This window comes from Acidiferrobacter thiooxydans (assembly GCF_003333315.1).
Classification (GTDB): domain Bacteria; phylum Pseudomonadota; class Gammaproteobacteria; order Acidiferrobacterales; family Acidiferrobacteraceae; genus Acidiferrobacter; species Acidiferrobacter thiooxydans.
In genome coordinates, this window is sequence record NZ_PSYR01000001.1 from 983,255 (window position 1) to 1,006,469 (window position 23,215).

24 protein-coding genes and 6 pseudogenes are annotated in these 23,215 nt (G+C 61.0%); 21 read left to right on the forward strand and 9 right to left on the reverse strand.

Annotated elements, in window-relative coordinates; genetic code table 11:
* Window positions 1-16: 16 nt before the first annotated feature.
* A pseudogene (locus C4900_RS16595) lies at window positions 17-169 on the reverse strand (IS5/IS1182 family transposase); the annotation flags it as partial.
* Between the two features lie 189 nt (window positions 170-358).
* Window positions 359-946 (reverse strand): annotated as a pseudogene (locus C4900_RS04935) (DEAD/DEAH box helicase family protein); the annotation flags it as partial.
* 216 nt (window positions 947-1,162) lie between these two features.
* Between C4900_RS04935 and C4900_RS04940 the strand changes: the two are divergent.
* The 12 genes and pseudogenes from C4900_RS04940 to C4900_RS05005 all read left to right on the forward strand — a co-directional run bounded on the left by C4900_RS04940 (window position 1,163) and on the right by C4900_RS05005 (window position 11,378).
* Complete coding sequence (locus C4900_RS04940) at window positions 1,163-1,441, forward strand: sigma factor-like helix-turn-helix DNA-binding protein (protein WP_114282456.1); 279 nt, start codon at window positions 1,163-1,165, stop codon at window positions 1,439-1,441.
* Between the two features lie 60 nt (window positions 1,442-1,501).
* Window positions 1,502-1,798: a transposase gene (locus C4900_RS04945; RefSeq protein WP_114282232.1), complete on the forward strand. Its 297-nt coding sequence runs from the start codon at window positions 1,502-1,504 to the stop codon at window positions 1,796-1,798.
* Window positions 1,795-2,688, forward strand: a complete 894-nt coding sequence (locus tag C4900_RS04950; RefSeq protein ID WP_114282231.1) for an IS3 family transposase — start codon at window positions 1,795-1,797, stop codon at window positions 2,686-2,688. Before C4900_RS04945 ends, C4900_RS04950 begins: the two co-directional genes overlap by 4 nt.
* Before the next feature lie 10 nt (window positions 2,689-2,698).
* Window positions 2,699-3,508, forward strand: a pseudogene (locus C4900_RS04955) (IS5 family transposase); the annotation flags it as partial.
* A gap of 158 nt (window positions 3,509-3,666) precedes the next feature.
* Window positions 3,667-4,389 (forward strand): annotated as a pseudogene (locus C4900_RS04960) (type I restriction endonuclease subunit R); the annotation flags it as partial.
* A gap of 78 nt (window positions 4,390-4,467) precedes the next feature.
* A protein-coding gene (locus tag C4900_RS04965; protein WP_114282460.1) for an IS3 family transposase occupies window positions 4,468-5,594 on the forward strand; the annotation gives its coding sequence in 2 pieces (ribosomal slippage) (window positions 4,468-4,729 and window positions 4,729-5,594; 1,128 coding nt in all).
* Window positions 5,591-5,812, forward strand: coding sequence for a hypothetical protein (locus tag C4900_RS15775; protein ID WP_147267125.1), 222 nt, complete (start codon window positions 5,591-5,593; stop codon window positions 5,810-5,812). Before C4900_RS04965 ends, C4900_RS15775 begins: the two co-directional genes overlap by 4 nt.
* Window positions 5,813-5,836: 24 nt before the next feature.
* The gene (locus C4900_RS04970) at window positions 5,837-6,577 is read left to right on the forward strand and encodes an HsdR family type I site-specific deoxyribonuclease (protein WP_114282461.1); all 741 of its coding nucleotides are present in this window, start codon (window positions 5,837-5,839) and stop codon (window positions 6,575-6,577) included.
* Window positions 6,578-6,775: 198 nt separating this feature from the next.
* Complete coding sequence (locus tag C4900_RS04975; RefSeq protein ID WP_147267126.1) at window positions 6,776-7,360, forward strand: hypothetical protein; 585 nt, start codon at window positions 6,776-6,778, stop codon at window positions 7,358-7,360.
* 1,699 nt (window positions 7,361-9,059) lie between these two features.
* Complete coding sequence (locus C4900_RS04985; protein WP_065969113.1) at window positions 9,060-9,758, forward strand: DUF4145 domain-containing protein; 699 nt, start codon at window positions 9,060-9,062, stop codon at window positions 9,756-9,758.
* A 919-nt stretch (window positions 9,759-10,677) separates the two neighbouring features.
* Complete coding sequence (locus C4900_RS05000; RefSeq protein ID WP_211306772.1) at window positions 10,678-11,172, forward strand: DUF6883 domain-containing protein; 495 nt, start codon at window positions 10,678-10,680, stop codon at window positions 11,170-11,172.
* Window positions 11,169-11,378 (forward strand): DUF4926 domain-containing protein, encoded by a 210-nt coding sequence (locus C4900_RS05005; RefSeq protein ID WP_065969110.1) that lies wholly within the window; start codon window positions 11,169-11,171, stop codon window positions 11,376-11,378. The genes C4900_RS05000 and C4900_RS05005 overlap by 4 nt, the downstream gene beginning before the upstream one ends.
* Window positions 11,379-11,535: 157 nt before the next feature.
* Here C4900_RS05005 and C4900_RS05010 read toward each other — a convergent pair whose 3' ends face one another.
* From C4900_RS05010 to C4900_RS05025, 4 genes are all read right to left on the reverse strand, one after another.
* Complete coding sequence (locus C4900_RS05010) at window positions 11,536-11,889, reverse strand: helix-turn-helix domain-containing protein (RefSeq protein ID WP_065969109.1); 354 nt, start codon at window positions 11,887-11,889, stop codon at window positions 11,536-11,538.
* A 9-nt stretch (window positions 11,890-11,898) separates the two neighbouring features.
* Window positions 11,899-12,201 carry a type II toxin-antitoxin system HigB family toxin gene (locus C4900_RS05015; protein ID WP_065969116.1) on the reverse strand — a complete coding sequence of 101 codons (303 nt, stop codon included), beginning with the start codon at window positions 12,199-12,201 and terminating at the stop codon, window positions 11,899-11,901.
* Between the two features lie 124 nt (window positions 12,202-12,325).
* Entirely contained in the window at window positions 12,326-12,595 is a 270-nt protein-coding gene (locus tag C4900_RS05020; protein ID WP_065969108.1) for a DUF2188 domain-containing protein, read from the reverse strand.
* Window positions 12,596-12,719: 124 nt separating this feature from the next.
* A protein-coding gene (locus C4900_RS05025; RefSeq protein WP_114282476.1) for an IS3 family transposase occupies window positions 12,720-13,846 on the reverse strand; the annotation gives its coding sequence in 2 pieces (ribosomal slippage) (window positions 12,720-13,585 and window positions 13,585-13,846; 1,128 coding nt in all).
* 173 nt (window positions 13,847-14,019) lie between these two features.
* On the opposite strand from C4900_RS05025, the gene C4900_RS05030 reads away from it, so the two are divergent.
* The 5 genes from C4900_RS05030 (at window position 14,020) to C4900_RS05050 (ending at window position 18,666) form a co-directional block, all read left to right on the forward strand.
* Window positions 14,020-15,507, forward strand: a complete 1,488-nt coding sequence (locus tag C4900_RS05030) for an IS4 family transposase (RefSeq protein WP_147267127.1) — start codon at window positions 14,020-14,022, stop codon at window positions 15,505-15,507.
* 3 nt (window positions 15,508-15,510) lie between these two features.
* The gene (locus C4900_RS05035; RefSeq protein ID WP_114282479.1) at window positions 15,511-16,365 is read left to right on the forward strand and encodes a DUF4338 domain-containing protein; all 855 of its coding nucleotides are present in this window, start codon (window positions 15,511-15,513) and stop codon (window positions 16,363-16,365) included.
* Window positions 16,366-16,910: 545 nt separating this feature from the next.
* Entirely contained in the window at window positions 16,911-17,144 is a 234-nt protein-coding gene (locus tag C4900_RS05040) for a helix-turn-helix transcriptional regulator (RefSeq protein WP_114282480.1), read from the forward strand.
* A gap of 10 nt (window positions 17,145-17,154) precedes the next feature.
* Window positions 17,155-17,457 carry a helix-turn-helix transcriptional regulator gene (locus C4900_RS05045; protein ID WP_114282482.1) on the forward strand — a complete coding sequence of 101 codons (303 nt, stop codon included), beginning with the start codon at window positions 17,155-17,157 and terminating at the stop codon, window positions 17,455-17,457.
* A 426-nt stretch (window positions 17,458-17,883) separates the two neighbouring features.
* On the forward strand, window positions 17,884-18,666 hold the full coding sequence (locus C4900_RS05050; RefSeq protein WP_211306773.1) for a TIR domain-containing protein: 783 nt from the start codon (window positions 17,884-17,886) through the stop codon (window positions 18,664-18,666).
* A gap of 82 nt (window positions 18,667-18,748) precedes the next feature.
* On the opposite strand, the gene C4900_RS05055 is transcribed toward C4900_RS05050, so the two are convergent.
* Window positions 18,749-18,940: a hypothetical protein gene (locus C4900_RS05055; RefSeq protein ID WP_114282485.1), complete on the reverse strand. Its 192-nt coding sequence runs from the start codon at window positions 18,938-18,940 to the stop codon at window positions 18,749-18,751.
* Window positions 18,941-19,207: 267 nt separating this feature from the next.
* Window positions 19,208-19,474: pseudogene (locus C4900_RS05060) on the reverse strand (transposase domain-containing protein); the annotation flags it as partial.
* A gap of 148 nt (window positions 19,475-19,622) precedes the next feature.
* Between C4900_RS05060 and C4900_RS05065 the strand changes: the two are divergent.
* From C4900_RS05065 to C4900_RS05075, 4 genes and pseudogenes are all read left to right on the forward strand, one after another.
* The gene (locus tag C4900_RS05065; protein WP_114282488.1) at window positions 19,623-20,855 is read left to right on the forward strand and encodes a tyrosine-type recombinase/integrase; all 1,233 of its coding nucleotides are present in this window, start codon (window positions 19,623-19,625) and stop codon (window positions 20,853-20,855) included.
* A 335-nt stretch (window positions 20,856-21,190) separates the two neighbouring features.
* A pseudogene (locus C4900_RS17145) lies at window positions 21,191-21,310 on the forward strand (tyrosine-type recombinase/integrase); the annotation flags it as partial.
* A 65-nt stretch (window positions 21,311-21,375) separates the two neighbouring features.
* Entirely contained in the window at window positions 21,376-21,801 is a 426-nt protein-coding gene (locus tag C4900_RS16600; RefSeq protein WP_233431938.1) for a site-specific integrase, read from the forward strand.
* On the forward strand, window positions 21,798-22,796 hold the full coding sequence (locus C4900_RS05075) for a tyrosine-type recombinase/integrase (protein ID WP_114282489.1): 999 nt from the start codon (window positions 21,798-21,800) through the stop codon (window positions 22,794-22,796). The genes C4900_RS16600 and C4900_RS05075 overlap by 4 nt, the downstream gene beginning before the upstream one ends.
* On the opposite strand, the gene C4900_RS05080 is transcribed toward C4900_RS05075, so the two are convergent.
* Window positions 22,797-23,213: an IS66 family transposase gene (locus tag C4900_RS05080; RefSeq protein ID WP_114282491.1), complete on the reverse strand. Its 417-nt coding sequence runs from the start codon at window positions 23,211-23,213 to the stop codon at window positions 22,797-22,799.
* Window positions 23,214-23,215 lie beyond the last annotated feature (2 nt).

Consider the following 23,215-nt stretch of genomic DNA (forward strand, 5'->3'; position numbering starts at 1 on the left):
CGGGGGACCACTTCAGCCTACCGTTCTCGCCCTTAGGGTAATAGGGTGCGATCACCGCACAAAGATCCTGCCATGGCACCACTTTCTCCATATCCGCTAGGAACTTCTCGCGACGGGTGGGTTTCCTGTGGGTCTCGAAGGTACCGGTGGCTAAGGTGAGCTGGCGCATGGATTTTATCCGTTTTAACTTACGCCATTTTACCATAACGGCTTGTATATAGGGACTAAATCAGAGGTGCCTTAGGTCCCCCGCGGCTCCCTCTGTATCCTCGCCCTCCTCATCCCGGACGCCATCGAGCATCAGCACGGAGCCGTCTACGTTTGCGCTTGCGGCCTCGGCCACCCGCAGGGGGGCCGGTCCTTCGGTGTGCAACGCCGCGCGCAGCTTCTGGGCCGCCGCTCCCGACTGGCTGGAATGGGCCTCGTCGACAATCAAGGCAAAGCGGCGGGAGGCGAGGTCTGCGCCCGCCATCTTCTTCTGGATGAAGGGAAACTTCTGCAGGGTGGTGACGATAATGGGCGTGCCCTCGCTCAAGGCGCGGGCGAGCTGCTGGCTGTCTTCGTCAATCTTCTGCACTACGCCGGTCTTGTGCTCGAACTGGCTGATGGTCTCCTGGAGCTGGCGGTCCAGCACCCGCCGGTCGGTGATGACGATGACCGAATCAAAGACCCGCTCGTCGGCCGCGTTGTGCAGCGACGTCAGGCGGTGGGCACACCAGGCGATGGAGTTGGACTTGCCCGAGCCCGCCGAGTGCTGGATGAGGTAGCTGTGGCCTACGCCCTCGGCGCGGGCGGCCTCCAGGAGGCGTGTGACGACATCGAGCTGGTGGTAGCGCGGGAAGATGAGGGTCTCGCGCGCGGGCTGCGTCTTGTCCGTGCCCTCTTTGCGTTGCAGGTGCAGGAAGTTGCCCAGGATATCGAGCCAGGTGTCGCGAGCCCATACCTGCATATTCCGAAGCAAGATGACCAAGGATTCCGATCGAACGTGACCACGGATTCCGATTCATCTTGACCGCGCATTCCGATCGAAGATGACCACGGATTCCGATCCATCGTGACCGACGTCGTGTCGGCCGAGGATCATCCCGCCTGATAAGTCCGAGAGCGCACCGGGTTCCCAATTCCGCGGGCTATCCTCCCTGATTTTTCCACAGGAGAGGACATGCCCGCCCCGAGGAAGACCATGCGTAAGATCAAAGACGTTCTGCGACTGAAATACGAAGCGGGGCTTACCCACGACCGGATCGCCCGGGCCTGTGGGGTGGCCAAGGGCACGGTCGCGAAGTATGTGGAGCGCGCCCAGGCCGCCGGCCTGTCCTGGCTGTTGCCCGCAGACCTGGACGACGCGGCGCTCGAGGCGCGGCTCTTTCCGCGCGCCCCGGGGCTCGTGGCCGCCCACGCACCGCCCGATTGCGGCTACCTCCACCAGGAGATGAAGTGAAGTGGTCCCCCGTTGACGGACCTCTAATGGATGGATTAAACCAACCACTTGGAGGTCACTATGGAACGTCAGGTTCGTGCTCAATATACCGCCGATTACAAGGCGCAGGCAGTGTCATTGGCAGAGAGCCTCGGAGCGGCAAAGGCTGCCCGCAAGCTCGGTATTTCGGTCAAGACGCTGGCTAATTGGATCCGCATTTCGCGTGATGGAGCAGGGTTCGCCAAGGACGGGAAGCGCCGTCCTGTGAGCGATGTGGAAGCTGAGAATGCACGGCTTCGAGCCGAGAATGCTCAGCTGCGCATGGAGCGCGATTTCATAAAAAAAGCCGCAGCGTACTTTGCGAAGGAGTCCAAGTGAAGTACGCCTATATCGCCTCGCAGCGGACTCACTACCCGATCGGGTTCATGTGCCGGGTACTTGAGGTATCGACGTCGGGATTCTTCGCCTGGCAGGCCCGAGAACGTGCGCCACAGAGCGACGCGGACGCTCCGTTGCGTGCAGCGATCATACAGGTCCACGAGGAAAGCCGGCGCCGCTATGGTCGCCGGCGCCTCACGCATGCCCTGCGCGCACAGGGCATGCGCATCAACCCCAAACGTGTGCATCGAGTGATGCGCGAGGAAGGCTTGCGAGGCGTGCGTAAAGGGCGCTTCGTGCCGCGCACGACCGACAGTGCCCATCAGCGCGCCATCGCCCCGAACGTCCTACAGAGGCGATTTAGCGTCGACACAGCCGTGCCGGCCTGGACAAGCGACATCACGTACGTTGCCACTCGTGAGGGCTGGCTGTACCTGGCGGTGATTATCGCCTTACAGACACGCCAGGTGCTCGGCTACAGCCTCTCGGATCGCATGCCCGATGAGCTGGTGCTCAATGCGCTGCGCAATGCCTGCCATCTCCAGACACCGCCATCCGGTACGGTGTTTCATTCCGACCGCGGCAGCCAGTACGCCAGCGATGATTTCCGCAACGCTCTCGGCGCACTTGGCATGGTGGCCAGCATGAGTCGCAAGGGAAATTGCTGGGACAATGCGGTCTCGGAGAGCTTCTTCGCAACACTGAAGACCGAAGAAGCGACCGAGCCGTATGCGACAAAACAGGACGCCCACAGAGCGATCGCGCAATACATCCACGGATTCTACAATCCTGTCCGCCTGCACTCATCACTCGGATACTTGTCGCCCAACGAGTATGCGCGCAGAATGCAACACCCAGATCAAGACCCGTCTATGAGGTCCGCTGCGTAGGGACCACTTCAGGCCGCCGGTGGGGCTTTTGCGCATGCTCCGGATCTATTTTCTCCAGCAGTGGTTCAACCTCTCCGATCCGGGAGCGGAAGAGGCCTTGTATGAATCGGTCTCCATGTGCCGGTTCGTGGGTATCGACCTCGGCCGGGAGCCGGTGCCGGATGAAACGACCATCTTGAAGTTCCGTCATCTGCTTGAGAAACACCATCTCGGGAAGAAACTCTTCCGGGAGGTCCACCGGCATCTGGAATCCCAAGGCGTCAAGGTCACCCAAGGCACGATTGTCGACGCCACGATCATCAATGCGCCCTCATCGACAAAGAACAAAGCGGGGAAACGCGATCCGGACATGCATCAGACCAAGAAGGGGAATCAGTGGTACTTCGGCATGAAAGCCCATATCGGCGTCGACAGCAAAACCAAGGTCATCCATGCGGTGGTCGCCACTGCCGCCAACGTCCATGACGCCACCATCCTCCCCGATCTCCTCCATGGCGGCGAGACCCGAGTATGGGGCGACTCGGCCTACCAAGGTCAGACCGATGTCCTCCGGCAACACGCCCCGAAGGCGCGCGACCTCACCAACCGCCGGTATCGGTACAAAGGCGTGGTAAACGAGGTTGAGCGCGCTCGTAACCGTATCAAGTCCCAAATCCGCAGCCGCGTCGAACATGTCTTCGGGGTCATCAAAGGCATCTTCCATTTCACCAAGGTTCGCTACCGGGGTCTTGAGAAGAACGCCTATCGCCTGTTCGTCACTTGCGCCTTGGCCAACCTCTACCTCGTGCGCCGACGGCTATTGCGACCCACAAGGGCGTAGTCCGTCCGGAAATTGGATCTCGGGCCACAAAAGGCTTCCCGAACGACCAAACAAAGCCCCATCAGGGCGCAGAACGGTGCGTTTCGCCTTCCCGGCCTAGCAGAATTCCGTTTCGGCGCCTTGGGCTTGTCGAAATGAGGGGTTAATTCAGATGTGCCCTAACGCAAGAGGATGTCATCAACGCGGCGATAGCGGCCCGCGTCCGGCCGCCCAACTGCTCCTATTTTGCCTTCACCGCCACCCCCAAATCCAAGACCATGGAGCTATTCGGGCGGCCGGATGCCGATGGCAAGCCGGCGCCCTTTCATATCTACTCCATGCGCCAGGCCATCGAGGAAGGCTTCATCCTGGATGTCCTGAAGAACTACGTGACCTACAAGGCCTTCTACAAGCTCACCTCCCAGGCGGACGACAAGTGGGTCCCGCACAAGAAGACCCAGGTGGCGCTGGCGCGCTACGCCAAGCTCCACCCCTACAACATCAGTCAGAAGGTCGTCGTCATCGTCGAGCACTTCCGCGCCCATGTCGCGCCCAAGCTTCAAGGCCGGGCCAAGGCCATGGTAGTCACCGACAGCCGGGTGGCGGCGGTGCGCTATAAGCTTGCCATGGACCGTTACCTCAAAGACCGCGGTTACCGGGATATGAAGACGCTGGTCGCCTTCTCCGGAAAAGTGACCGACCTGGAGTCCGGGCCCGAAGACTTCACTGAGACCGGCATGAACCCGGACCTGCACGGCCAGGACCCGGCCGAGGGTTTCAAGGGGGATGATTACCGGGTCTTGCTGGTCGCCAACAAATACCAGACGGGCTTCGACCAGCCGCTCCTCTGCGCCATGTACGTGGACAAGCGCCTCTCGGGGGTCTTGGCGGTGCAAACCCTAGAGATGGACCCCAATTCTTGGACACTAGCTTAGGTGATTATCTGCCCTTACAGTAACGCAACAAGGAGCAGAAATCCTATGAGCAAGACACGACGCAATCACGCCCCGCAGTTCAAGGCCAAGGTGGCCCTTGAGGCCCTGGCCGGGGAGAAGACTATCCATGAGATCGCAGCCAAACACCAGGTCCACCCGAACCAGGTGACCCAGTGGCGCCGGCAGTTGATCGACCAGGCGGCGAGCATTTTCGGCAAGCCCACGGGGACGACACCCACCAGCGATCGCGAGGCCTTGCTGGCCAAGATTGGAGAGCTTACGGTCCAGAACGATTTTTTCGCACGAGTGCTCGGCAAATGACCACGGCTGAGAGACTCCAACGGGTCGAGCGCGAGAATCCGGTGGTGCCGATCGCACGCCAATGCGCGTGGCTTGGCGTGCCCCGCTCGAGCGTGTATTACCAGGGGAAGCCTGTGGTCTCCGAGGACGATCTGGCGCTCATGAAGCGGCTCGATGCGATCCACCTCCAGCACCCGTTCCTGGGCTCGCGGCGCCTGCGGGACCGGCTCGAGCGCGACGGCGTGTTCGTAAACCGCAAGCGCATCCAGCGGCTCATGCAGGTCATGGGGATCAAGACCCTGTACCCCAGGCGCAAGACCAGCGCCCCGGGTCCGGGTCATCGCATTTATCCCTATCTTTTGCGAGGCATGACCATCACCCGGCCCAACCAGGTCTGGTGTGCGGACGTGACCTACATCCCCATGGCCCGGGGCTTTTGCTATCTCGTCGCCATCATGGACTGGGCCACGCGTGCGGTGCTCTCCTGGCGGCTGGCCACCACCCTGGAGGCCGACTCCTGTGTCGAGGCCCTGGAGGAGGCCCTGGAGCTCTATGGGGCCCCGCAGATCTTCAACACCGACCAAGGGGCGCAATTCACCTCCGAGGCCTTCACAGACGTCCTGAAGGCCCACACGATCGACATCAGCATGGACGGCAAAGGCTGCTGGCGTGACAACGTGTTCGTCGAGCGGTTGTGGCGCTCTGTCAAGTATGAGGAGGTGTATCTCAAGGCCTATGCATCGATACCTGAAGCACGGGCCTCTCTTGCAAAATACTTCCATTTCTATAATCATGAGAGGCCTCATCAAGCACTGGATCGACGGACACCGTGGGAGGCTTACACCACAGCGTCCTGGGATCTAGCCGCTTGACCAACCCGGCAGATAATCCACCTAAGGATCGGGAGATTCTGTCCAGGGGTTGGGGTCCATCTCACCTCTCGCGATTAAACCGCACCTACCCCGGCAAGGACGAGCCCTTTGTGCTCGATTTCGTAAACGCCCCGAACGAGATTCTGGAGAGCTTCCAGCCCTACTACCGGGCGGCGCAGTTGGAAGATGTCACCGACCCCAACATCGTGCACGAATAGCAAATCAAGCTCGACGCCGCGCAGGTGTACCTCCCAAGCGAAATCGAGGGCTTCGCCCAGGCCTTCTTCGACCCCAAGCGCCGCCAGGCGAGCCTCCACGCCTATCTCAAACCAGCCGCCGACCGCTTTGCCGCCCTCCCTGAGGAGGAGGCCGACCAGTTCCGCAAGGACCTGGGCACCTTTCTGCGGATGTATGACTTCCTGTCGCAAATCATCCCCTACAATGACTCAGACCTCGAAAAGCGCTACGCCTTCGGCAAGAACCTGATGCCGCGCATCAACGCCCCCAGTGCTACGAGCCTTATCGAGATAGAAGCCGATGTGCGGTTGAGCCATTACCGCCTGCAGCGCCTGGCTGAGCAGAGCCTCGACCTCGCGACTGGCGAATCCGTGCCGCTGCGCCCGGTGTCGGAGGCCGGTACCGGCCGGGCGCTGGAGGATGAGAAGCGCCGCCTGGCCGAAATCGTCGAGCGCATGAATGACCTTTTTGCCGGGGATTTGAGCGAGGCCGACATGGTGGGCTATGTCACGACTATCCAGGGCAAACTACTGGAAAGTCCGGCGCTCGCCGAGCAGGCGGCGCACAACACCGAGGAGCAGTTTGCTTTGGGCGACTTCAAGACCATCCTCACCGACATCATCCTGGACGGCCAGGAGGGTCACAATCGCATCGCCGACCAGATGCTGAAAGACGAGCGGACGTTTACACAGATGCAGGGGATGCTGGCCGGGTTGGTGTACAAGGCGTTTCGTGCACAGAAATAGGTTTTAACGACATAAGCGTTCGTTTGTGTGATGGCAGCTGCCGAGGCTTTCCTGTGGCTCATTAATCATACTTCTGCACCGGCCGTGTAAGGCTTTCTTAAGGCAAGAAAAGACCGTGTTGAGTGCATAACAATCAACACGCACGGGATAATTCACAAAAAATCAATTCTGTGTGTGCTTCAACAGAGGGGGAAATATATGGCAAGGCCAAAAACGCGTTTTGTAACTCACGTAGATATAATGGGAAAGGATGGCAAGAAAAAAGGACACCTTGAGTTTACGAGTGGAAACGTTCTGTATTATAGGCCGAATGCTAAGGATGTGACGTTGCGCGTAACATATCAAGAGCTGTCAGCCATGATGGAAAATGTGGCAGAAACTGCCGAAATACATACGAGTAAATACTCATTACCAGAACCACACAATGATGGGTGCGACTTCAGCGTAACTGTTATTGAGGCGGAAAGCGACGATGTAGATAACGTAGATAAATGGCCAATAATTGAGAGGATGGCTTCGTGGAAGAAATTGGACGAATCGAGAATCGGCATCGAGAGAGGAACATACCAGTTCTTTAGTGGATTTTTCAAAAGAAAGAGGGGTGATAAGTACGAGTGGTTCGTCCACGTGTCCGTTCAGGGGGCATTATGGATTATAAGAAGGTATCTAGAAGAGCATTTGGTACAAAAGCGCATGACGTATGCGACAGATGACGACGTCGTTGTATCGAAGAAAGAAATGCGCGACGTTATACTGTACTTCCTCAAGCTGTTGGGTGAATAGAATGCCTTCTTATGTGTCGATGTCATTAATGCGGTTCCGTTGTGAATGGAGCGGAAATGGAACTCGCGCGGTGAGTTATGGGAAGCTGAGAGCTGTGGTTGAGTGACGCCAGTAGTGGGGTAACGTAGCCCAGCGGTTGGAGGCGAGGATTGAGGGGAACTCTGTGTAGCTGAAAACATGGCATGTGACATGCGGTGACGAGGGGGCCGTAATGGGGCTAGAATTTGCTGTCCGCATAGATACTGGCACGGTATGCGAGCGCGTTCGCGGATACTGGGTGGAAGTGTGGCCATTGCCCGTTGTCTCCAGTTCGGCATTCGCCGATGGTGCGGACAAACGGGTCCGGGTAATCCCTCCAGACAAGCTGCATGGGATGGTGTTCCGGGAGGACAGCTTTGACGCGACGACGCGTATCCGACGCGGACGGTTCTATAGCTGCGCAGGCAGAACCGACACGGACACTGTCTGGCCTCATATGGGCCCGCAGGTACCGGTACCCGGCATTCCGCGGGCGCCCCTCCACTATTTCCAGGCTCTAACTAAAACCGACCGCCAGGGTCGTCGCCATTGGTGAGGAAGACTCCCGCTGGCGCACTTTCGGCGCGAAACGCACCAATGTGCCGCGAATATCCAGTTTACATACAATGGCTCTTGTGCGACCCAAATACTTGTGTGGCATGAAATGGCTTGGAAGAAGATTTTTACGTGGTGCGGGGATAACCTATCCGGAATTGTATCGGTATTTGCGATACTAATTTCCAGTGTGTCACTCCTGGTAACATATAGCGAGTTATCATTCCATAAAGACCGTGAGACGTATGCATTTTGGACACATATTAATAGCGACATGGAGGAGCAGAGGAGAGCCACAAGCCGTGCCTACGAAAGAATGATGAGGGACGAAGGGGTAGCATATGCGATATTGGGTACAATCCATGATGAGCGCCTGGACTGCAAAGCGTTGACCAAGGTAATGGCTCGAGCGCATGAGTATGGCGTATCAGAGACGGCCACCGTAGAAAGCTCGGATGAAAGCGCCCTTATAGCAGAGTACCGGGCGACCGTGCTGGAAAATAGACCGCTGATAAATATGCTACACATCGCAGGGTGGTCGAGGTTCGTGAAGGCGGAGAGGTTTTCGGACAAGTGGTGGGGTAGTGTCGCCTGGAACGCGATGCATATTCAGTTTCTGTCTGGAATATGGGGGTGGCGGTGTGCGACTAAATCCATACAAGCGATATGAGTCTCGAAACTTAACGTGCGACTATTAAAGCAGGCGCTGGCGATAACTCGAAAAAGCGCGATTGATATTGAGTTATACGGTGGACCGAATATTATGGCAATTCAGAATTTGGAGTCAGAAAACGAGTCGGCTCGAGTGTCCATATGGAACATAAGGAAGAAGCTGGGGCGCGTTGTCGGCGACTCAGCTCACAGACCAAAATCCCTCCATAACTGATGCAAGCGTGGACGGAAATCCTCAAGGACGAGTTGTTAGCTAACAGGGAGCTGGTCGTAGCGGATGAACAGCTACACTGGGTTGCCGCTATGCAACAAAGGAAGCGCCATAGATAACGTGCCGGGCCCTGGGGTGGTTCCGATGGGGCGTGGGAGATATCCAGGGCAAGTGCCTGGAGAACACGACGTCGGCCGAGTTAGGCAGAGGGTTTGCAGGAAACAGAATGAAAGGAGCAGCGCCATGAAATGCCCGCACTGCCAGACGGCGTGCAGCCGGAGTCCGAACGTGTCGAACTTGGGGCGCGTTGGAGAGATTGACGGTAAGGTCTGTTTTTGGAGCGTCGAGGTCCATTCATGTCCTGAATGCCGCAAGCCGGTTTTGTCCTTGATTCAATCACTGCTTGAGCCGGACAGCATTCCCACTGTGGGTTTCTCAGTATTTAGGCATCCGGATGACGACCGGACGCGCAAAAGCGTAGTTGTCCCAAGAGGTGCCGCCCGGCCACTTGCGCCACCAGAGGTCCCTGCGGATATTGCCTCCGACTTCAACGAGGCCTGCCTGGTCCTCGTCGATAGCCCAAAAGCCTCAGCCGCCCTTAGTCGACGCTGTCTTGAGCACCTCCTGCGCGAACGGAAGGTCTCGACCGAGGAAAACTTAAGCAGGGCGATTGAGGATGCGCTCGCAACACACCTTCCACCAAATATTGGTGACAATCTAGACGCAATCCGAAACATTGGCAATTTTGCCGCGCACCCGCAAAAGAGCGAGAGGTCCGGGGAAATTCTGGATGTCGAGCCCGGCGAAGCGGAGTGGAACCTGGATGTGCTGGAGTCGCTGTTCGACCATTATTATGTGCAGCCGGCCAAAAGCGCAGCGAGGCGTGAAGCCTTAGACAAGAAGCTGGCCGAGGTGGGAAAAAAGCCGATGAAGCAGCCGTAGGGCGCAGATGTCAAGAACGCAAATAGCCTTGAAGGCCGCAACCTCACCACCAATCCATGCGGTTGTAGGGTCGGTGGCGATGTCATCAGTTCACATGGTCTGGATACCGCTCGCATCCGCTCTTGTCGGCGCAGTAGCTGGTGCGGTAATAGGTGCGTGGGCTGTTTTTCGGAATACGAAGGAGGAGTGGCGGCGGAAGCAAGCGCAGGCGCGACGCGCCCTGCAGATTGAGATGTACAACAATGCGCTGATACTCAAGGCGGCGACGGGCACCCTGAGCGCTAAGCGCCTGAATGATGTACTGGCAAAGCACACATTTAGCCTCGCATTTAGGGCATATTTTACCGAAGCCTCCGAAGGGGTTTCATGGAGGGACGTCCGGCATGTGCTTGCTGCGTATAGCCTTGCGCAGATTCTATTGGATGGGGGTCCAATACGCGGCCTGCGAGGAGAGTCCGTGAAGCGGCAAGCTACTAAAAGCGTAGGCAGATTTTGTAAGGCTATCAGGGCTATGAGTAGATACGAGAGGCTCGAGGACTCATTCTACAAAGGGGTCGAAAAACTCGAAAGGTGGCTCGTAAGTGCCAACCAGCCAACAGCGCCCGGCACCTCGTAAGTTGGTCTTCGCAGAAGGCCCATGGCTCACCCGGCTACAAAGCCGATGCGAATAGCCATGGGGTGGTTCTCGCCGCACTCGATACGTTCCACAAACACTCGCAGCGCCAAGGCCTCTGCCTTGCCCATGGCCTCGTCGGACGTGGCGTCATAGACGGAGACCGCGGGGGAATTTCCGGGACCTCTGCGAGCCAGCGCCCATCCTTTTTGCGCGCATATTCGATAGGAAAATCCATTCGACCTCTTGGCCCGGGAGCCGAGCCGCGTCCAACACGGGTTTGAGCCCCTTCAGGGCGGCCACGCCATGTTTGACGTCGGCGCCGCGACCGAGCAAATGCCTATCAGGCCGCGCACGACGTGGCTATCAGTCGGTCTTGGCGCACCAAATGACGAAGCGTTATACTCATCTCAGTGCTATTGCGGCCGCGAGGTCTCTAGCCCGATGAAACTTCCCGGCGGCGACCAGGCCGTCATTGATGATGACAAGCTCATCGGGTATTGCCTGAATCCTGAGCACCCCGAGGGCCGCCACAAGGCGCGGGTCTTTCAATCCGTCCTGGGTATCGGACTCAAACAGGCTCTTGATTTGAAAGAGGCCCTTCACCAGGCCGCCGCGAAGGAATCGGCGGAGCATGTCGGGGCAACCCCGCATGGCGACTTGTACACGATGGATTTTATGCTGCACCATGAGGGTAAGGCCGCTCTGGTACGGTCGGTATGGATGGTACGGAAAAACGAGAGTATGCCGCGGCTGGTGAGCTGTTATGTGCATAAATCGGCATTGAGAGGGGACGCATGAAAACGCTTGATGTGGTGGCTTTAGTGAATGATTTCCCCAAGGAAGGATTGCAACGCGGGCAGGTCGGCACCATTGTGGAAACGCTTTCCCCGGCCGTCTTTCTGGTGGAGTTCGCGGATATGCAAGGGGAGGCTTATGCGTTCCTGACGGTGACAGAGGCGGATTTGCTGGTGCTCCACCATCAGCCGGCCCTCAAAGTGGCGTAACGGGACGCGCACCCCCAGGCCCCGGGTAGGTGTGCTCCCTGTTTGCGTTTTCGCGTGGCTATGAAATTCCCGCCAACCTCTCCACTGTATGCGCCGGCTCTCCTTACGTGCTGACCGCATCACCATAATGTCCCGAGGATGCCGTGCGCCAAATCACTTACTGGTTCAGTAGACTTTCGGCCGGGATATGGAATTGCCGGTTCAAGGCCTGAATCATCCGTATCGTCAACGGGCGTTTGCGAGCCAGGACCTCGTAGACGCGGTTTTTGCGTCCAATGGCAGGGACTAAGTCATCAACGGTGAGGCCCTGCTGCTCCATGCGAAATTTGATGGCCTCCACGGCATCGGGCCAATCCAGGGGATAGTGTTTGCGCTCGTACGCCTCGACCAGGGTCACCAGCACATCGAGGCGGTCGCCGGCTTCGGACCCCGGCTCCGCGGTCATGAGCGTTTCGATTTCGTGTAACGTCTTGCGATAGTCCGCGTCGGTCTTGATAGGGTGAATGTCCATGAGGTGCCCTCAGATAGTCTGTGCGTCGATGCGGTCGTACTCCTCATGCGTGCCCAGGAAGCGGACGTAGAGCACTCGGTAGGGAGTATTTATCCACACGACCAGCCGGTATTTGTTGCCGCCGATGTTGAAGACGACCCGTCCGTCTTTCAGGATGCTGGCGTTGCCGAATTGCCGTTTCACGTCGTCGGGTGTCGACCAGTCGGCCTTGACCGCTTCGCGATACCACGCCATCGTCGGCCCCTCGGCGTCCCGGTATTCCGGCCTGCCGGTCCAGAACGCTTTGAGGGTCGACACGGCGATGACGCGCATGAGGGCACCGTAGTCCCATATTGGGACCATGTCAAGTCGGCCGTGGCGAGCCTGCAGTTTTTACGCGGGGAGGCTCTCTGGTACTACCCCAGCCTGCGGTCTTTACGCGCCTCGCGGAAACCGCCTAGTGGCGACCGTACTCGAGGCGCGCGCCGCGTTTGCGCGGGGTGATTTCCTCCTGGTAGCGGAGGAGGGCCTGGCGCAGCAGGACGGTGTCCGCGAGCTGTTTGGCTTCCGCCTCGCCGGGGGTCTCCGTGGTCAGGGTTTGCTCAGTGGCTCGCGCCCACGCAATGGCTTCCGCACGCGTAGTAAAGGTTTTGGTTTTGGTGCCGCGTCCATTTAGACGCACACGCGCCTGCCATCCGCCCCACGGCCGTTTTGTGATGGATGCCACGGTTGCCCCGCCTCGTGCCAAATACCCGTCAGGCGCAGCTTGCCCCCCTGGTGGATGGAATGAGATGGACCCCAACCCCTGGACAGAATCTCCCGATCCTTAGGTGGATTATCTGCCGGGTTGGTCAAGCGGCTAGATCCCAGGACGCTGTGGTGTAAGCCTCCCACGGTGTCCGTCGATCCAGTGCTTGATGAGGCCTCTCATGATTATAGAAATGGAAGTATTTTGCAAGAGAGGCCCGTGCTTCAGGTATCGATGCATAGGCCTTGAGATACACCTCCTCATACTTGACAGAGCGCCACAACCGCTCGACGAACACGTTGTCACGCCAGCAGCCTTTGCCGTCCATGCTGATGTCGATCGTGTGGGCCTTCAGGACGTCTGTGAAGGCCTCGGAGGTGAATTGCGCCCCTTGGTCGGTGTTGAAGATCTGCGGGGCCCCATAGAGCTCCAGGGCCTCCTCCAGGGCCTCGACACAGGAGTCGGCCTCCAGGGTGGTGGCCAGCCGCCAGGAGAGCACCGCACGCGTGGCCCAGTCCATGATGGCGACGAGATAGCAAAAGCCCCGGGCCATGGGGATGTAGGTCACGTCCGCACACCAGACCTGGTTGGGCCGGGTGATGGTCATGCCTCGCAAAAGATAGGGATAAATGCGATGACCCGGACCCGGGGCGCTGGTCTTGCGCCTGGGGTACAGGGTCTTGATCCCCATGACCTGCATGAGCCGCTGGATGCGCTTGCGGTTTACGAACACGCCGTCGCGCTCGAGCCGGTCCCGCAGGCGCCGCGAGCCCAGGAAGGGATGCTGGAGGTGGAGGGCATCGAGCCGCTTCATGAGCGCCAGATCGTCCTCGGAGACCACAGGTCTCCCCTGGTAATACACGCTCGAGCGGGGCACGCCAAGCCACGCGCATTGGCGTGCGATCGGCACCACCGGATTCTCGCGCTCGACCCGTTGGAGTCTCTCAGCCGTGGTCATTTGCCGAGCACTCGTGCGAAAAAATCGTTCTGGACCGTAAGCTCTCCAATCTTGGCCAGCAAGGCCTCGCGATCGCTGGTGGGTGTCGTCCCCGTGGGCTTGCCGAAAATGCTCGCCGCCTGGTCGATCAACTGCCGGCGCCACTGGGTCACCTGGTTCGGGTGGACCTGGTGTTTGGCTGCGATCTCATGGATAGTCTTCTCCCCGGCCAGGGCCTCAAGGGCCACCTTGGCCTTGAACTGCGGGGCGTGATTGCGTCGTGTCTTGCTCATAGGATTTCTGCTCCTTGTTGCGTTACTGTAAGGGCAGATAATCCTTTCTATTGCACACATCTTTGGCGATTTTCTCTGATTGTTTGACGCGCCTAACGAAAGTGCTGGACACACGCGCCGAGATTGCGTAAGGTGGCGGTTGTCGCGGCGTGCGACAAGGACAGGCGGACGGCGTGCAAAAGTCGAGGCGTTGTGGGGATCCGGATGTGCGGGCGATCATGGAGGCCGGCACAGAGTCGGTCGAGTGGGTGAGACAAGAGTTTGCCCGCGCCGACCTCTCCGATAAACGCCTGGATCGTCGCTTGGTGAAAACTGCGGAATATCTCGCCCAATCTCCCGGCTCGCCGATCAATGAAGCGTGCGGCAATTGGGCCAGTACGCAAGCGGCGTATCGGCTGTTCAATAATGCCAAGGCGAGCGCGGCGGGGATCCTCAAACCCCATTGGGAAGCGACGGCCGCGCGCATGGCCGGCTGCGGGGGTGCGGTGCTGGTGATGCAGGACACGGTCTTCTTCTCCTACGGCCGGCACGTCAGGACTCGGGGCCTCGGACCGATTGGCAAGAGCAACGCCGCGCATGACCGGGGCCTCATCATGCATAACGCACTGGCCTTCACCACCTCGGGCGTGCCGCTCGGGATCGTGAGCCAAAGCATCTGGGCGCGCGGGGAGATCCCGGAGGAAGACTATCAGGAGAAGATCGAGCGCCTGCAGGTCACGGCGATCGAGGAAAAAGAGAGCGCGAAATGGCTTATTGCGCTCAAAGAGACGGTCGAGCGGGCGCCCGCGGGCGTGCCGGTCGTCACCGTGGCCGACCGCGAATCGGACTTCTTCGAGTTCTTGACACGCGCCCAGGACCTGCAGGCGCACTATCTCATCCGCGCGCGCACCGACCGCAAGCTCGTGCCCGAAGACAGCGCGGGCTGCACGCGGATGCTCGAGGCGTTGAGCGATGCCCCGGCATGGGGGAGCATGACGATTGAGGTTCCTGGCAACGGCAGTCGTAAGGCGCGCACGGCGGCGATCGAGGTGCGCACAGCCGAGGTCACGATCCAGCCCCCACCGCGCCGTGGGGCGGCCCAGACGTCCGGCTCCAGCGAGCCTGTGACCGTCACCCTGATCGGGGCGACCGAGTCGTCCCCGCCGGCCGGGGTGGAGCCGATCAGCTGGGTGTTGCTCACAAATCTCATCGTCAAAGACTTCGCGTCCGCCACCGAGAAGGTGCGGTGGTATGGGCGGCGCTGGGGCATCGAGATCTGGCATAAGGTGCTCAAATCCGGCTGCAAGGTCGAGGACTGCCTGCTCGAGGAGGCCTTGCGCCTCAAGCGCTATCTGACGCTTTTCAGCATCATCGGCGTGCGCCTGATGCATGTGACCTACCTGGCCCGCGCGCACCCGGATCGGCCGGCCACCGAGGTGTTCTCCGAGGAGGAGGTCGAAGCGCTGCATATCCGCGTCACGCGGGCATTGCCCCCCGCAGGTCCTGCCCCGACGCTGCGCGACATGGTGCGCATGCTGGGCCGGCTCGGCGGCCACTTGGGCCGCAAGGGGGATGGCGAACCCGGCGTCACCGTGCTCTGGCGCGGCTGGACGAGTCTTTACGAGACGGTCGAGACACTGCGTGCCCATAAACATGTCCTCAGCCCGCGCGACTCGAGCTGAACGATGCGCTACTGCGGACGAGAGTTTACACCAGCCGAGATCGCGCTGATCCGCGAGTGGCTCACGACCCCCCAGATGAACCGTGCTCGTTTATCCCGGGAAGTCTGTGAGAGGCTCGGATGGCGCCGGGAAAATGGCGCTCTGAAGGATATGAGCTGTCGCGTGGCCCTCAACCGCATGCACGCCGATGGGCTGATCACACTGCCCCCGCCGCGCAACCCCAAGCCCGTCACCTACCGGTCCTATCCGGACATCGAACAGGCGGTTTGCGAACCCGCCGTCATCCCGGCCATCGATCTCGCTACGCTCACCATTGATCCGGTCCTCGGCAGAGCCGAATCGCGGCTGTGGAACGCCTATATCGAACGCCACCACTACCTCGGGCATACCCTCATGCCCGGGGCGCAACTGCGCTACTTCGTACGCGCCCAAGGCCAGATCGTCGCGGCCCTGGGCTTCGGGGCCAGCGCCTGGAAGGTCAAGCCCCGCGATCAGGCCATCGGCTGGACGGTCGATCAGCGGCAACGCAATCTGCACCTGATCGTCAACAATGCCCGTTTCCTTATTCTGCCGTGGATCCATTGCCCAAACTTGGCCTCACGGATCCTGGCCTTGGTCAGCCGCCGACTCCCCGACGACTGGCACGCCCGCTACAGCTATCGCCCGGTTCTGCTCGAAACCTTCGTCGAGAAGCCGCGCTTTACCGGTACCTGCTACAAGGCGGCCAACTGGCAAAACCTTGGGGATACTCAAGGGCGCGGTAAGCTCGACGTCTTGCATCGCCACGCAAAGCCCGTCAAAAGTATCTGGATCTATCCGCTCGTGCGGGACTTTCGCCGGCATCTCTGCAACGCATAAGACAGGCCATTCGATTACCTATCGATATTCATCGATGCCTCATGCTTTGTTGACAGAAAGATGTGTGTAATAGAAAGCAGATAATCACCTAAGCTAGTGTCCAAGAATTGGGGTCCATCTCTGAAGGCAATGAACCCGTGGCACGAAACGTGTCCCCCGATACTCAGTGGAGCGGAGCGTGATTTCGTGGGGAGGATGATGAGCTAAGTGCTGGATTATATTGGTGGGCGATAGTGGGATCGAACCACTGACCCCTGCCGTGTGAATGCGCTAAGCTCTTGAGCGCCCGCAACAAAATCCCACAAAAACAATGAATTACCAGTCCGATAATTCCGTCCCTGAGGCAGTTTTTCGAGTGAAAGTGCGCCCAAAGTGCGCCCAAAGTGCGCCCAAAGTGCGCCCAAAGTGCGCCCAAAGTGCGCCCAAAGTGCGCCCAAAGTGGGCGCGGTTAGGCGGCGTGGCTGGCGCCCGCGGGCGGGAGCCACATCCGTGTGAATTTCACCCGGGGCCTAAGAACACCACAGCCAAAACCGTGGTGAACCAGTATGCCGAAAACAACGCTCGACGCCAAACAGCTGGCGGCGGTGCTGCACATGAAGCCCTACACGATTACGGACTACACAATCAGGCATCCGGAGCGGCTACCACCCTTCATAAAACTCCCCACAGGCAAACCTCTGTGGTTCGAGGAGGACGTGCAGGCCTGGCTGGAAGAGCGGCGCATCAAGGTTCTGCCGCCACAACAGAGTCCCACCGACTTCAGTCGCAAGTGGTGGTAGCATCCCCTCCATGGACCGACTGCTGACCACCAAGGACCTAGCTGCGATGTTGGGCACGACTCCGGCTGCGATTCGGCGCCGCTTGGAGCGCAGCAGCCAATCCCTTCCGCCCGCTGTACACCTGACGGGGTCTCGGCTGCTGTACTGGCGTCAGTCCGACGTCGAGGCGTGGCTCGCCGCCCTGTCAACGCGCACCACGAGGCGCCAGCCGCCCCGCGCCCGGGCCAGCAAGCCAGTCAAGCTGACGGGCATTCTCGCCGACTGGGAGCCGTACCTGACGAAGGAGCAGCTGGAGAAGCTCCAGGCCGGGTAAGCGGTTTTCGCGAGACGCGCCATAACACCAGGCCTCCCAGGCCTCGGGCAGCGCCCGAGGCCTGGGTACGCGAAAACGTCCTCAAAAATTCCAAGACACGGCAACATGGCGCGTTAATTTTTGAGCGCTCGCTTGTCGCGAGGGCTCTGCGTGGAGCAACTCCTGCGCAGCAGGAGCGGTTTCCGCGAGACGCGCCATAACACCAGGCCTCCCAGGCCTCGGGCGCTGCCCGAGGCCTGGGCACGCGAAAACGTCCTCAAAAATTCCCTATGCGCGCCCAGCCGGCGCGCAGATTAGAATTTTGGAGCGGACAGGTCTCCCGCTCTTGTCGTTGACGGAAATCGGCCCTGGACAAACCGCGCCTGAATTTCCGCGCGGGCCTATAGAACATGGGCCAGCTGTTGGCCACTACGCAAGGAATACGACATGGCAGACCGCGACTCGGCCGTAATGGCTACGTTCACCGCATTCCAGTATATTTCCCCCATGACGCTCAAATTTCATGGTCCCCTGGACGCCCTGAAGGCCAAGCTGCAGCCGCTGGGGCTGGAAGGAGCCTGGGAGCAGCAATCCAACGGAGTCCATAAGCTGAAATGCCGAGACCGTAGCGGACTTCTCTGGTCTGAAACAAAAGGTACGGTATGGTTTGACGGTCCGCCGGAAGCGAAAAGCGCGCTCGAGGACCGGGTTTCGGCACTTCTCGCGGACAGCGAGGCGACCGAGCGCACGCCGCACGATGGTAAGGTTTTTGTGGTGCATGGCCGTGACCACGAGGCGCGTGACCAGCTTGAGCTCGTGCTCCGGCGCCTGGGACTGGAACCATTTGTTCTGCAGATTACCGGCGGAGGCGGTGACACTCTCATAGAGGCGCTTGAGCGGATGATTGGCAAATCCGCCGAAAGTTCTTTCGGCATCGTGCTCCTGACGCCGGACGACATGGGGTACCTGAAAGAGGAAAAGACCGAAGACGCGAAGCCGCGGGCTCGCCAGAATGTCATCATGGAGATGGGCATGTTGATGGCATCATTGACCAGAAGGCGGTGCGCTATCCTCCAGAAGGGGTTCGTCGAACTCCCTTCTAACATGGGCGGGGTGATTACCCTGCCGTTCAATGCGCATGTGCGCGAAGTGGTCCCAAAGCTCGTGCAGCGACTGCAGGACGCCGGTTTCCGGCTAGACCCGGCGAGCATCGGAATTGCGCAGGGTTAACGTAAGTATCGCCTGACGTACTTTGGGCCTGCTACGGCCAAGCGCCAGGCTTGGTGTGGCGGGCATCTTGTCGACAGCTCAGTCAGAGCGGTACGCGCTCCAGTTGGCGTTGGTCGAGGGCCAGCCAAAATGCCCACTCTCCCAGTGTCGTCACGCCCATCGGGTCGCCTGGTGTCGAATCGAGGTCGCGCAGGTAAACCCCTTTCCTGTCACGCCCCACCAGGACGTAGATGGCGCCGGTTGCCGTGTCTCGGTAAAGCTGGGGTCCTGGCATCGCCGCGCCCTGTCTCGTTGAGGAACCGTCAGTATCGGGCTTGGTGCCACCAGTTGCGACCCGCGCGGAATCCAGCCGCTCTTTCGTATGCGCTCCATTAACCCCACCCTCCCACGCCTGGCGTCACGCTGATATCGTGTGGGCCATGGATAGGTCGGTCGTGTGGACCGGGCAACCGGGGTAGTAGGCAACAGTTCTTTAACAGCCAGGATGCGGGATGGTCTGGCCCCGGCGCCCGGGGTGGGGCGCCGGGGCGGGGTGATGGGGTCAGCGCCGGGGCGTGAAGCGGGGCAACGTCGGGTCGGAGGTAAGATTCATGGGCAGCAGCGCCTCGAAGTCTTCGACGGTGCAAGCCTTGGGGAGATCAGTGAAGATCCGGCGCAGGTAATGATAGGGCTCGAGGCCGCAGGCCTTGGCGGTCTCGATGAGGCCATAGAGGTTGGCGGAGGCCTTCGCGCCCGCCACGGTGTCATGGAAGACCCAATTCTTTCGACCAACGCAGAAGGGTCGCAAGGCATTCTCGGTCGCGTTATTCCGCGTCACGGATTATTCCGCCTCGCCCGCATGGAGAGAGATTTTGGGCTTGTTGTCAGGCATTAGCAGACCAGCCCCCTGTTCGTGACGCGGCATAATCCACGTGGTCTCCTGAGTTCGGCAATGGTGCCAAACCAGGAGAAGCCACATGGAGACAGATGGTTCGCAAAGAGGTGAGCGCCCCGGACCCCTTGAGGCATACGTCGACGCGTTTCTGGACGACCAACGGATCGCCGGGTACTCCCCGAACACCCTGGCCGAGCGCAGGGCGGTGACCATCGCCTTCGCGCGGTGGGCCAAGCGGCACGCCATCGCCGAGGGGTCCCTCGGGGAGGAGCACGTCCAGTCCTTCATCAGGCGCCGGCCGCCGCAATGTTCGGCCACCGAGAGCGAGCGGGCCACGGTACGACGTTTTCTGGCCTATCTGCGCGCGTGCGGCGTCATGCCGTCTGCACCCTCCCAGCCGGACACGCCTGCCGAGGCACTGGTGGCGCGCTACATCACTTTCCTCCGCAAGGATCGGGGACTCGCCGAGCGTTCGATCCTGGTCTATGCGCCCTGCGCCCGGGCGTTTCTGGCCACCCGGCAGGCGCAGGCGGGGCGGCTTGCGCTCGATCAGTTGGATGCCAAGACGATTCACGCCTTCCTGCTCGGCCGGATCAGGAATCACGCCTCGGAGTCGTCGCGGTTGGTGACCGTGGCGCTGCGCTCGCTGCTGCGCTTCCTCTTCCTGCGCGGCGAAACCCCGAGGGACCTCTCGGCGGCGGTCCCGACGATGCGTACGTACCGTGAGGCGGGCGTGCCGGCGCTGTTGACGCCCGAGGAGGTCGAGGAGGCGCTGGCGAGTCCGGATCGATCGACCTCCAAGGGCCGGCGCGACTACGCCATCCTTCTGCTGCTCGCGCGCCTCGGGCTGCGCGCCTCCGAGGTGGTCTTGCTTACGCTCGAGGATGTTCATTGGCGCACCGGCGAGCTGGTTGTGCGCGGGAAGGGGTCCCGGATGGAGTCCCTGCCGCTTCCCGCCGATGTGGGTCGGGCGCTGGCTGAGTATCTGCGCCGCGACCGGGGCACCACCACCTCCCGCCGCGTGTTCCTGCGTGCGATCCCGCCGCGCATCGCACTCACGGGCCCGTGTGCCATTGACCACATCGTGCGGCTGGCCCTCGCCCGTGCCGGCATCCCGCCGCAGCCACAGCACGTCGCGCACCTGTTTCGGCACAGTCTGGCGACCCGGATGATCCGCCAGGGCGCCTCCCTCGCGGAGATCGCCGAAGTGCTGCGGCACCATACGCAAGCGAGCACCCGGATCTACGCGAAGGTCTCGCTGGAGGCGTTGCGGGGCGTGGCGCTCCCGTGGCCGCTGACCGGAGGTGCGCCATGAGCGCGCTTGGGGAGGCCCTGACCCAATACATCACGGTGCGCCGCGCCCTCGGGACGCGGCTGGCGGAGCCGGCTAACACACTCCGGCAGTTCGTCACATTTCTCGAACAGGAGGGCTCCGCGCACATCACCACGGCGTTGGCGCTGCGCTGGGCGACCGCCCGTCCCGGCGTGCAGAAGGCTACCTGGGGCCGGAGGCTCTCGATGGTGCGGAAGTTCGCGGCCTGGTGGAGTGCCTTCGATCCGCAGACCGAAGTGCCCCCTCGGCATCTGGTGTCCTCACGGCACCGCCGCCCCCGCCCCCATATCTACACGGAGGCGCAGACGCAAGCCCTGATGGCCGCGGCGGCGCAATGCCGATCACCCACCGGCCTGCGTGCACTGACGTATACGACGCTCATCGGGCTACTCGCCGCCACCGGTCTGCGTCCGGGCGAGGCGCTCGCGCTGGATCGCAGTGACGTGGATCTCCAGAACGGGATCCTCTTCATCCGCGAGACCAAGTTCGGCAAGTATGCCTCGTGCCCATCGCCGCCACTACGCGCCTCGCGCTCGCGCACTATGCCGCGCGACGCGACGCGTTGTGTCCGCATCCGCAGACCCCGGCGTTCCTGCTCTCCGAGCGGGGGCGGCGCCTCGCCGGCTCCAGCGTCCGGCGGATGTTCGTCAGACTCTCCCGCGCCGTCGGCCTGCGCCCTGCAAACGGTTCGCCCCGCGCTGGCCGCGGGCCGCGGCTGCAGGACTTTCGCCACTCGTTCGTCACCGGCCGGCTGGTGGCATGGTACCGCGCCGGGGCGGATGTCACGCGCGAGCTGCCGAAGCTTGCGACGTATGTCGGCCACACCGAAGTTGGCCTCACCTACTGGTACATCGAGGCCGTGCCGGAACTGCTGATGTTGGCCACCGAACGCCAAAGCGGGCGTGCGGATACGGGAGGTGCACGATGAGCCCGACGACATTCCCGGCCTTGCTGCAGCAATTCTTCACCGAGCGGTTGCTTGGGAGCCAGGGTGCGAGTCCGCACACCGTGGGAGGCTACCGCGACACCTTCCGCCTGCTGTTGCGCTTTGCCGCGGCACACCTGCACTGCACCCCGTCGGCGCTGCGCCTCGAGCAGCTCGATGCCCCGCTCCTGGAGGCGTTCCTCGAGTATCTGGAGCGTGAGCGGGGCAATGGGGCGCGCACCCGCAATCAGCGGCTCGCGGCCCTTCACGGCTTCTTTCGCTACGTGGCGCTGGCCGAACCGGCGCGCAGTTTGCAGTGTCAGCGCATCCTCGCGATTCCGCCCAAGCGCTTCGAGCGCGGGCCGGTGGCGTTTCTCACCCCGGAGGAGGCGCAGGCGCTCATCGCCGCCCCGGATGCCGGGACCTGGATCGGCCGGCGGGATCGCACCCTCTTGGCACTGGCCCTCCAGACCGGCCTGCGCAGCAGTGAGATCCGGCAGCTTTGCTGCCGGGACGTCGCGATCGGCACAGGACCCCATGTACGCTGTCTCGGCAAAGGACGCAAGACGCGCTGCACCCCGTTGCGCCCCGAAGTGGCGGCCCTCCTCAAGGCATGGCTATGCGAACGCCGAGGGGATCCTGCGGATCCGGTCTTTCCGAGCGCCCGGGGTGGCGGCGCCTTGAGCGCAGATGCCCTGGCAGGCATCGTGGCGCGGCACACGGCGACCGCCGGCCGAGCCTGCCCCTCGTTAAAGACCAAGCGCGTCACCCCGCACACGCTGCGACACGCCGCGGCCATGGCCCTGCTGCAAAGCGGCGTCGATATCACGGTCATCGCCCTGTGGCTCGGACACGAATCGACGCAGTCCACGGAGATTTATCTGCATGCCGACATGCGCCTGAAGGAGCAGGCGCTGGCGCATGCGACCTCCGCGGGCATTGCGCCCCGCCGCTTCCACGCCCCCGATCGGCTGCTTACGTTCCTCGAGGGCCTGTAATTATGCCGCGACCGGGCGTGCCATTGATCCGCGATCCGCCGCGAAATCGCAGCGCTGCACCGTGACGCGGAATAATCCGTGACGCGGAATAACGCGACTAATGCCGTTAACGGCATTATCAGCATTGTTATCGATCGGGATACGCCCATCGGTGAGATACACGACGAGCTTGTCCCATTCGTTCGCAAGATACGCCAAAGCCCGGCCCAAGGCGCTTTGCGGCGGGACGCCGGGGCGGTGGATAGCAAGCCAGGTCTGGAGCGTGTCCCACAGGGGCTTGGCATGCTGGGCGCGGTACTGCTGCCGGTCTTCGGGGCTTAGGGGGCGCGCCGCCTTCTCCACGGCATAGAGCTTCTGGATCTGGGCGAGCGCCTCCTCGGCCAGGCTGAAGTGGTCCCCCGTTGACGGACCTCTAATGG

Excerpts from the sequence above, each read along its gene's own strand:
- C4900_RS04940 (WP_114282456.1), top strand. The coding sequence starts at position 1,163 with ATGCCCGCCCCGAGGAAGACCATGCGTAAGATCAAAGACGTTCTGCGA.
- C4900_RS04945 (WP_114282232.1), top strand. The coding sequence starts at position 1,502 with ATGGAACGTCAGGTTCGTGCTCAATATACCGCCGATTACAAGGCGCAG.
- C4900_RS04975 (WP_147267126.1), top strand. The coding sequence starts at position 6,776 with ATGGCAAGGCCAAAAACGCGTTTTGTAACTCACGTAGATATAATGGGA.
- C4900_RS04985 (WP_065969113.1), top strand. The coding sequence starts at position 9,060 with ATGAAATGCCCGCACTGCCAGACGGCGTGCAGCCGGAGTCCGAACGTG.
- C4900_RS05000 (WP_211306772.1), top strand. The coding sequence starts at position 10,678 with ATGTTTGACGTCGGCGCCGCGACCGAGCAAATGCCTATCAGGCCGCGC.
- C4900_RS05005 (WP_065969110.1), top strand. The coding sequence starts at position 11,169 with ATGAAAACGCTTGATGTGGTGGCTTTAGTGAATGATTTCCCCAAGGAA.
- C4900_RS05010 (WP_065969109.1), bottom strand. The coding sequence starts at position 11,889 with ATGGACATTCACCCTATCAAGACCGACGCGGACTATCGCAAGACGTTA.
- C4900_RS05015 (WP_065969116.1), bottom strand. The coding sequence starts at position 12,201 with ATGCGCGTCATCGCCGTGTCGACCCTCAAAGCGTTCTGGACCGGCAGG.
- C4900_RS05035 (WP_114282479.1), top strand. The coding sequence starts at position 15,511 with ATGCGCTACTGCGGACGAGAGTTTACACCAGCCGAGATCGCGCTGATC.
- C4900_RS05040 (WP_114282480.1), top strand. The coding sequence starts at position 16,911 with ATGCCGAAAACAACGCTCGACGCCAAACAGCTGGCGGCGGTGCTGCAC.
- C4900_RS05045 (WP_114282482.1), top strand. The coding sequence starts at position 17,155 with ATGGACCGACTGCTGACCACCAAGGACCTAGCTGCGATGTTGGGCACG.
- C4900_RS05050 (WP_211306773.1), top strand. The coding sequence starts at position 17,884 with ATGGCAGACCGCGACTCGGCCGTAATGGCTACGTTCACCGCATTCCAG.
- C4900_RS05055 (WP_114282485.1), bottom strand. The coding sequence starts at position 18,940 with ATGCCAGGACCCCAGCTTTACCGAGACACGGCAACCGGCGCCATCTAC.
- C4900_RS05065 (WP_114282488.1), top strand. The coding sequence starts at position 19,623 with ATGGAGACAGATGGTTCGCAAAGAGGTGAGCGCCCCGGACCCCTTGAG.
- C4900_RS05075 (WP_114282489.1), top strand. The coding sequence starts at position 21,798 with ATGAGCCCGACGACATTCCCGGCCTTGCTGCAGCAATTCTTCACCGAG.